Source organism: Streptomyces sp. NPDC035033, assembly GCF_040636735.1.
GTDB lineage: Bacteria > Actinomycetota > Actinomycetes > Streptomycetales > Streptomycetaceae > Streptomyces.
Genome location: NZ_JBEZUZ010000167.1, coordinates 1 through 7,062, shown reverse-complemented (window position 1 = coordinate 7,062; position 7,062 = coordinate 1). Strand labels below are relative to the sequence as shown.

Sequence of the window (7,062 nt, the reverse complement as noted above, 5' to 3'; positions counted from 1 at the left end):
GTCGGGGTCCACGGTCAGCACCTCGTGGACGTTCCGCTCCGAGGCCCCGGCGGCGGGCAGCGCACCGGGCTGCGCCGAGGTCTTCCTCGAACTGCTGCGCACGCTCACCGCCGAGCTGCTGTCCATCACCGACCGGCGCGACGTCGACGCCGGAGCCACCTTCCTGGAACTGGGCGTGGACTCGCTGACGGCGATCGTGATGAAGGACCGGCTCCAGGACCGGCTGGGCCTGGCACTGGACTCCGCCATGGTGTTCGACCACCCCTCGGTGACCGAACTCGCCGGCCACCTCTCGGCGCTCCTGACCGCCGCGCACCCCGCCCCGGCCGGACCCGCCACCCCCTGAACGACCCGCCCCCCACGCCCAGGCAGCCCCGCCCCCGCCACCTCCACCGAGGGGACCCGATGGACCTCAGCACCACGCCGACGCTCGCCGCGCGTGCCGCGCTGCACGCCCGTACCCGCCCCGACCAGCCCGCGGTCATCTGCGAGGACCGCGCCCTGACGTACGCGCAGCTGCACCGGGAGAGCAACCGCACCGCCCACGCCCTGCTCGCCGCGGGCCTGGGGCCGGGCTCCCGGATCGGCTACCTCGGCCAGGAGTCCGAGCACTACTACGACCTCGCGCTGGGCTGCGCCAAGAGCGGCGCGGTCCTGGTGCCGATCAACTGGCGGCTGACCCCCGCCGAGGTCGAGCACGTCCTGCGCGACTCGCAGGCCGAACTGCTCTTCGTGGAGCGGGAGTTCAAACCCACCGTCGACAAGGTGCGCGAGGCCCTGCCGCGGCTGCGGCAGCTGGTCGACCTGGACACCGACTCCCACGTCGCCGGCGGCCTGCTCGCCTGGAAGCAGGGCCGGCCCGACACCGACCCGCCGCCCGCCACCGGCTTCGACGACCCGGTCGCCCAGCTCTACACCAGCGGCACCACCGGCCTGCCCAAGGGCGTGGTCCTCGCCCAGCGCACGTTCTTCACCCTCATCGCCGACACCCGCCGGGCCGGGGTCGACTGGATCGACTGGCGCACCACCGACCGGGGCCTGAGCTGCTTCCCCGGTCTGCACACCGCCGGCTTCGGCTGGTTCATGCACTCCTTCAACGCCGGTGCCACCACCGTCATCATGCGCCGGTTCATCGCCGACGAGGCCACCCGGCTCATCGAGCGCCACGCGATCACCACCCTGTGGGCCGCGCCCGCGATGCTGCGCATGATGCTCGCCGAGCGCGGCACCACCAAGGACACCTTCCGCTCCCTGCGCAAGGTGGTCTACAGCGGCTCGCCCATCGACCGCGAACTGCTGCTGACCTGCATCGAGGTCCTCGGGTGCGAGCTCGCCCAGGGCTACTCCTCGGCCGAGGCCGGCAGCTTCCTGACGTGTCTGGCCCCCGAGGACCACACGCCCGACAGCACCGTCCTCGGCTCCGCCGGCCGGGCGCTGCCCGGCAACGAGATCCGCGTCCTCGACGACGAGGGGAACGTGCTGCCCGCCGGCCGCACCGGCCGCGTGACCGTCCGCACCCCCGCCCGCTTCCTGGGGTACTGGCGGCTGGCCGAGGCCACCGAGCAGGCCGTCCGGGACGGCTGGCTCGCCATGGGCGACATGGGCTATCTGGACGACGACGGCTACCTGTACCTCGTCGACCGGGTCAACGACACCATCATCGTCGCGGGCCAGAACATCTACCCCACCGAGGTGGAGAACGCGCTCCGCGCGCACCCCGCCGTCGCGGACGTGGCGGTGTACGGGGTCCCCGACGCGGACTGGGGCGAGGCGGTCCGGGCCGCCGTGGTGCTGCGCCCCGGCGCGACGGCCGTGCCCCGGGACTTCCTGCGGTTCCTGAACGGCCGCATCGCCGGCTTCAAGGTGCCCACCGGGTACGAGATCGTCACCGACCTGCCCCGTAACCCCACCGGCAAGCTGCTGCGCCGGGTCCTGCGCGAACGCCACGCCGAGGGCGGACACCACGCCGAGCGCGAACGCGACGCCGGAGGCGGACGCCACGCCGAGGGCGGGCGGCCGCAGCCGGTGGGGTGACCGCCGTGCACCGCTGGCTGCGGCCGCCCGAGGCCGAACCGGACGCGGACGTCCGGCTGTTCCTCCTGCACCACAGCGGCGGCGCGGCCACCGCGTACCGCGACTGGCCCGCGCTGCTCCCGGCCGCCGTCGCCGCCCAGGCCGTCCAGCTTCCGGGCCGGCAGGACCGCCGCGGCGAGGCGCCGCACACCCGCCTCGCACCGCTGGTGCGGGAGCTGGCCGCCGTGCTCGCCGCCGACCTCGACGAGCGCCCGTACGCGGTGTTCGGCCACTCCATGGGGGCGCTGCTCGGCTACCGGGTGACGGTGGAGCTGGCCCGGCAGGGCCTGCCCGCGCCGGCGCTGCTCGCCGTCTCCGGCTGGTCCCCGCGCGGCTTCGGCACCGGTGGTCCGCGCGCCCCCGATCCGCTGGACCTCATGGCCCGGCTGGGTTCCCTGCCCGCCGAGGTCGGGGCCGACCCCCGGCTGCTGGGCGAGGCCGTCCGCACGCTGCGCGCGGACGGGGCGGTGTGCGCCGACCACACCGACGACGGGGCCGCCGTCGCCTGTCCGGTGGTCGCGTACACCGGCCGCGACGACCCGCTGCTCGCCCCCGGGGCCCTGCACGCCTGGGCCGGCCGCACGCCCGACTACCTGGGGTGCCGCACCTTCCCCGGGGGCCACTTCTACCTGCACGCCCACACCGAGGCCGTCACCGCGGACCTGGCACAGCTGCTGCTGCGGTACGCGGGGCCCCGCTGACCCTCCGGGAGGACCGACCGATGCCGCCCACGCCCGAACCCGTACCGGCGCTCACGCCCAACGCGCTCCTCGACGCCTACGTGGCGCTGTGGAACGAGACCGATCCCGCGCGCCGCCGCGCCGGGGTCGAGCGGCTCTACGAGCCCGACGCCACCTACCTCTTCTACCGCAAGGACCCGATCCGCGGCCATCAGGCGATCATCGACCAACTCGCCTACACCCAGGACGTCTACGGCCCGATGGGCTATGTCTTCCGCTCCTCGCACAACGCGGTCGGCCACCACAACGTGGTCCGCCTCAACTGGGTGATGGTCTCCGGCACGACCGGAGAGATGGAGATGGCGGGCCAGGACGTCCTCGTGCTCGGCGAGGACGGCCGGATCCGGTACGACTACCAGTTCCACGACCGGCTCCCCACGTCCTTCGTCTACAACGACGGCTACGAGGAGCACGGCGTGGCGGTCCGCCCCGCCCGCCCCGAACAGGTGGCCTGACGAGCCCGGACCGGCCCCGCCGGCGAGCGCGCGCACACTCCGGCCCCGCGGCGTCCCAGCGCCGCGGGGCCGGTTCGTGCGGATCAGGCGGAGGCCGCGCTCACCGCCGTGGGGCAGTACTGACGCAGCACCAGTTCGGTGGTGGGCAGCGCCATCCGGGCCGGCCCGTCCCCGCCCAGCACCTCGCCGTTGTTGAGCAGTCCGCCGACGACGAGCATCAGCGCGTCGGCCATGTCCTCGGCGTCGGTCGCTCCCGCGAGGACGCCCAGGTCGCGCAGCCAGTCACGCAGCCGGCGCAGGTGCCGCACCGACTCCTTGCGTCCGGGGTGTTCCGGGTCGCGGAACTCCGACGAGGTGTTGTAGTAGATGCAGCCGTGGAAGTCCGGCGACCGGACGCTGTCGTAGAAGAAGCCCAGCAGGGCCAGGATCTGACGGACCGGGTCCCCCTGGTACGGGTCGGTCACTTCCCTGGCGGTCTTCCACCACTCCTCGTCGCTGGCCCGGATCCAGGCGGCGACCAGTTCGTCCTTGCCGGCGAACTCGCGGTACAGCAGGCTCTTCCCGACCCCCGTCTCGTCGATGACCTGCTGCATGCCCACGGCCCGCACACCCTGCTCGCTGAAGAGTTTGGACGCGGCGGTGAGGATTCTGCGCCTCGTCCCCGGTGCCGGTGTTCGCGCCATCGTTGCCTTCTCCTTCCCCTGACCCGCATCCCTCCCAGCATACGTTTGACAGGGGACTTTATGGGCGCTAAAAATGGACCGATCAGTCCGGGACTGATCGGTCCATTACTCATGCCGCTCCTGGCGCTGTCCCCTCGACGCTGTCCCGATCGGAGTCTGTGATCATGACCGAGGCCACCACTTCCACTTCACCGCCCGCGCCGCGGGACGGCGGGGCAGCCGCGGCCTCGCCCGCGGTCAAGAGCCTTCCGCTGCTGCTCCTCGTCGTGTGCGCGGTCCAGTTCCTCGACGCGATGGACATCGCGAGCATGGGTCCGGCGCTGCCGCTGGTGCAGGAGGACCTGGGGATGTCGGCGTCCTCGCTCCAGTGGGTCGTCTCCGCCTACGCCCTCGGCTTCGGCGGCTTCCTGCTGCTGGGCGGCCGGCTCGCCGACCTCTACAACCGCAAGAAGCTGCTGATCGGCTGGCTGTTGGTGTTCGTCGTGGCCAGCTGCCTGGGCGGTCTGGCCGACAACGGCCTCGTGCTCGTCGTCGCCCGTCTCCTCAAGGGGGTCAGCGCCGGCATCACCGCGCCGGCCGCGATGGCCGTCCTGCTCGACGCCTTCCGTGACGAGCAGGCCCGCAACCGCGCGCTCGGCACCTTCCTCGCCGTCGCCTCCGCCGGCTACTCGCTCGGCCTGCTGCTGGGCGGTCTGATGGCGGGCCTCGACTGGCGCCTCATCCTCTTCCTGCCCGCCGCGGTCGGCCTGCTGGTCGCCCTGCTCGCCTGGTCCGTCGTCCCCGGACAGCAGGAGAGCGTCCGCCGTGGCAAGCTCGACGTGCTCGGCGCGGTCACCGTGACCGCGGGCGCCATCGCCCTCGTCTACGGTCTGAGCCGGGCCGCCAGCCACGGCTGGGGCGACGGCGTGACCATCGGCTCGCTCGCCGCGGCCGCCGTCCTCTTCCCGCTGTTCGCCGTCGTCGAGCGCAACCACCCCGAGCCGCTGGTGCCGCTCGCCATCTTCACCAGGCCGCAGCTCTCCCGCGCCAACCTGTGCATGCTCTTCTTCGGCGCGTACGTCTCCTTCCAGTTCGTCCTGACCCTCTACTACCAGGACAAGCTCGGCTGGTCGCCCTTCCAGGCCGGCCTCGCCTTCCTCCTCGGCGGCGTGCTGACCGCCGGCACCGCCCGCTACGGCGCGGCCCTGGTCACCAAGTACGGCGCCTGGCCGGTGGCCACCGCGGGCCTGATCATGCTGAGCATCGGCTACCTGGGCTGGGCGCTGCTGCTCGGTCACGTCGACCCGCTGGTCACGCTCATCGCCCAGCAGCTGCTCGGCGGCCTCGGCTTCGCCGCCGTCTACCCGGCGCTGAACATCGCCGCGGTCGGCAGCGCCGGACCGGACGAGCAGGGCCTGGCCTCCGGTCTGTTCAACGCCGGCGCCCAGATCGGCAACGGCGTGGTCATCGCCATCACCGCCACCGTCTTCTCCCTGGTCTCCGGCGCCGGCCTCGCCTCGTACCGGGCCGGCCTGTGGACGGTCACCGCGATCACCCTCGGCGTCACGCTCGTCGCCCTGGCCGGGGCCGCGCGCCACCGGCAGAAGGCCACCGCGTAGCGCCCGGCCGGGGCCTCGCGCCCCGGCCCCCGGACGGCTGTGCAGCGCACGGCGGCGAACCCAACGATCCCCGCATCCGCCGCCCGTGTGCTGCACAGCTTTTTTTGCGCGCGAACTTTACATGCCAGATGTGGGGTTGCCCAGAATTTTCCGCTTCTCGTAGGGAGATTTGACTTGTTCTAGGCTTGAGGCTTCGTTGACAGACCGAAACTTGGCGAAGTAAGCTTCAGACTGATCGGTCCGCAAAAGAGATTGGCCGGAAAGTATATACCTTCTGGTATCGCAAGAGGGAAGCGTCGACACCGGCAGAGGGAAGTGTCGACAGCGGCCGCGCACGGCGCCCTCTTGAATATGCCGGCAACCAGCACGACGACACGTACCTTTCCATTTACGGGGGAGAAGCTCTGTGTTGCTGTTCTCGGTCCTGGGCTGCGTCGAAATCAAGAGAAACCGCTCCGCCGTGCGGCTGGGCGGCGCCATGCAGCAGACCCTGCTCGCCACGCTCCTCGTCTCCGGCGGGGACCTGGTGACCGTCGACTCCCTCATCGCCGAACTCTGGGGAACCACCCCGCCGGCCAAGGTGGAGAACGCCCTCCAGGCGCAGGTCAGCAGGGTCCGGCGCACCCTGGCCGCCCTCGAACCCGACCGCGAGTCCTCCCGCGTCGTGACCAGCACCTCCGGCTACCTTTTCACGGTCGGCCGCTGGGAACTCGACGCGACGTTATTCCTCGACGCCGTCGAAGCCATCCACGCGAGGGCGGGACACGGCGTCCACGAGGACGTGGAAAAGGACATCGCCGGACTGCGCGAGGCCCTTTCGCGCTGGCGCGGCCCGATGTTCGGCGGTCTGGCCGGCGGCCTCATCTGCCAGACGGCCGCCGCGAGATATCTCGAAGCGCGCAATTCCGCGCTGACCCTGCTGTACGACCTCGAACTCCGCATCGGCGGACACGAGAGAATTCTCCCGGAACTGGCCGAACTGTACTTCCGCAACCCCGCGCACGAACAGTTCTGCATGCTCCTCATGCGCGCCCTGTACCGCTGCGGCCGCCAGCTCGACGCGCTCGGCATCTACCGCCAGTGCCGCCGCAACCTCATCGAGTCCCAGGGCGTCGAGCCCTCCCCGGCCCTCAGCCAGTACGAGCAGGCCATCCTCACCCACGACCCGCGGCTGCTCCAGGACGAGCCCTACTGGCCGGTCCCGGCCCTGGCCGCGCACTAGGGTCCCCGCCCCGCGGGGCACGCGCCCGTCGACGCCGTGGTCCCGCCCGCGCCGGCACGCGAGCGCCTCCCCGCCGCGGCCCCGGGCGAGCTGACGCCCCACCAGGCCACCGCCTCCGGCGTCCCCACCCCCCACCGAGGTCCCCGCACGCGGGGACCGGGACGCCGTCGTGTCCGCGGACGGCCACCGCCCCCGGCACGGCGGTGGCCGTCCCCGGGCCGGGGCGGGGCCGCCGGCACCGAACGGGTGACATGACGGGGGGCGGTACCGGGACCCCCCCAACCCGGCCCA

7 protein-coding genes are annotated in these 7,062 nt (G+C 72.4%); 6 read left to right on the top strand and 1 reads right to left on the bottom strand.

Annotation, left to right across the window (positions count from 1 at the left end):
* The 4 genes from AB0E83_RS34455 to AB0E83_RS34440 all read left to right on the top strand — a co-directional run.
* Positions 1–346 (top strand): acyl carrier protein (locus AB0E83_RS34455; RefSeq protein WP_362120615.1); only part of this gene is annotated, 346 nt, incomplete at its 5' end.
* A 59-nt stretch (positions 347–405) separates the two neighbouring features.
* Positions 406–2,034: a long-chain-fatty-acid--CoA ligase gene (locus AB0E83_RS34450; protein WP_362120613.1), complete on the top strand. Its 1,629-nt coding sequence runs from the start codon at positions 406–408 to the stop codon at positions 2,032–2,034.
* Entirely contained in the window at positions 2,031–2,774 is a 744-nt protein-coding gene (locus AB0E83_RS34445; RefSeq protein ID WP_362120611.1) for an alpha/beta fold hydrolase, read from the top strand. The genes AB0E83_RS34450 and AB0E83_RS34445 overlap by 4 nt, the downstream gene beginning before the upstream one ends.
* Positions 2,775–2,794: 20 nt before the next feature.
* Entirely contained in the window at positions 2,795–3,268 is a 474-nt protein-coding gene (locus tag AB0E83_RS34440; protein WP_362120610.1) for a nuclear transport factor 2 family protein, read from the top strand.
* An 83-nt stretch (positions 3,269–3,351) separates the two neighbouring features.
* Here the strand turns inward: AB0E83_RS34440 and AB0E83_RS34435 are convergent, their stop codons facing one another.
* Complete coding sequence (locus tag AB0E83_RS34435) at positions 3,352–3,951, bottom strand: TetR/AcrR family transcriptional regulator (RefSeq protein ID WP_362120608.1); 600 nt, start codon at positions 3,949–3,951, stop codon at positions 3,352–3,354.
* 164 nt (positions 3,952–4,115) lie between these two features.
* Here AB0E83_RS34435 and AB0E83_RS34430 point away from each other — a divergent pair, with 164 nt between their 5' ends.
* Together AB0E83_RS34430 and AB0E83_RS34425 are read left to right on the top strand one after the other, a co-directional pair.
* Entirely contained in the window at positions 4,116–5,549 is a 1,434-nt protein-coding gene (locus AB0E83_RS34430) for an MFS transporter (RefSeq protein ID WP_362120606.1), read from the top strand.
* A 406-nt stretch (positions 5,550–5,955) separates the two neighbouring features.
* Positions 5,956–6,771 (top strand): BTAD domain-containing putative transcriptional regulator, encoded by an 816-nt coding sequence (locus tag AB0E83_RS34425; RefSeq protein WP_362120604.1) that lies wholly within the window; start codon positions 5,956–5,958, stop codon positions 6,769–6,771.
* Positions 6,772–7,062: the final 291 nt, after the last annotated feature.

What these genes read in the sequence shown, in the direction of transcription:
- AB0E83_RS34450 (WP_362120613.1), top strand. Translation starts at nt 406, where the DNA reads ATGGACCTCAGCACCACGCCGACGCTCGCCGCGCGTGCCGCGCTGCAC.
- AB0E83_RS34440 (WP_362120610.1), top strand. Translation starts at nt 2,795, where the DNA reads ATGCCGCCCACGCCCGAACCCGTACCGGCGCTCACGCCCAACGCGCTC.
- AB0E83_RS34435 (WP_362120608.1), bottom strand. Translation starts at nt 3,951, where the DNA reads ATGGCGCGAACACCGGCACCGGGGACGAGGCGCAGAATCCTCACCGCC.
- AB0E83_RS34430 (WP_362120606.1), top strand. Translation starts at nt 4,116, where the DNA reads ATGACCGAGGCCACCACTTCCACTTCACCGCCCGCGCCGCGGGACGGC.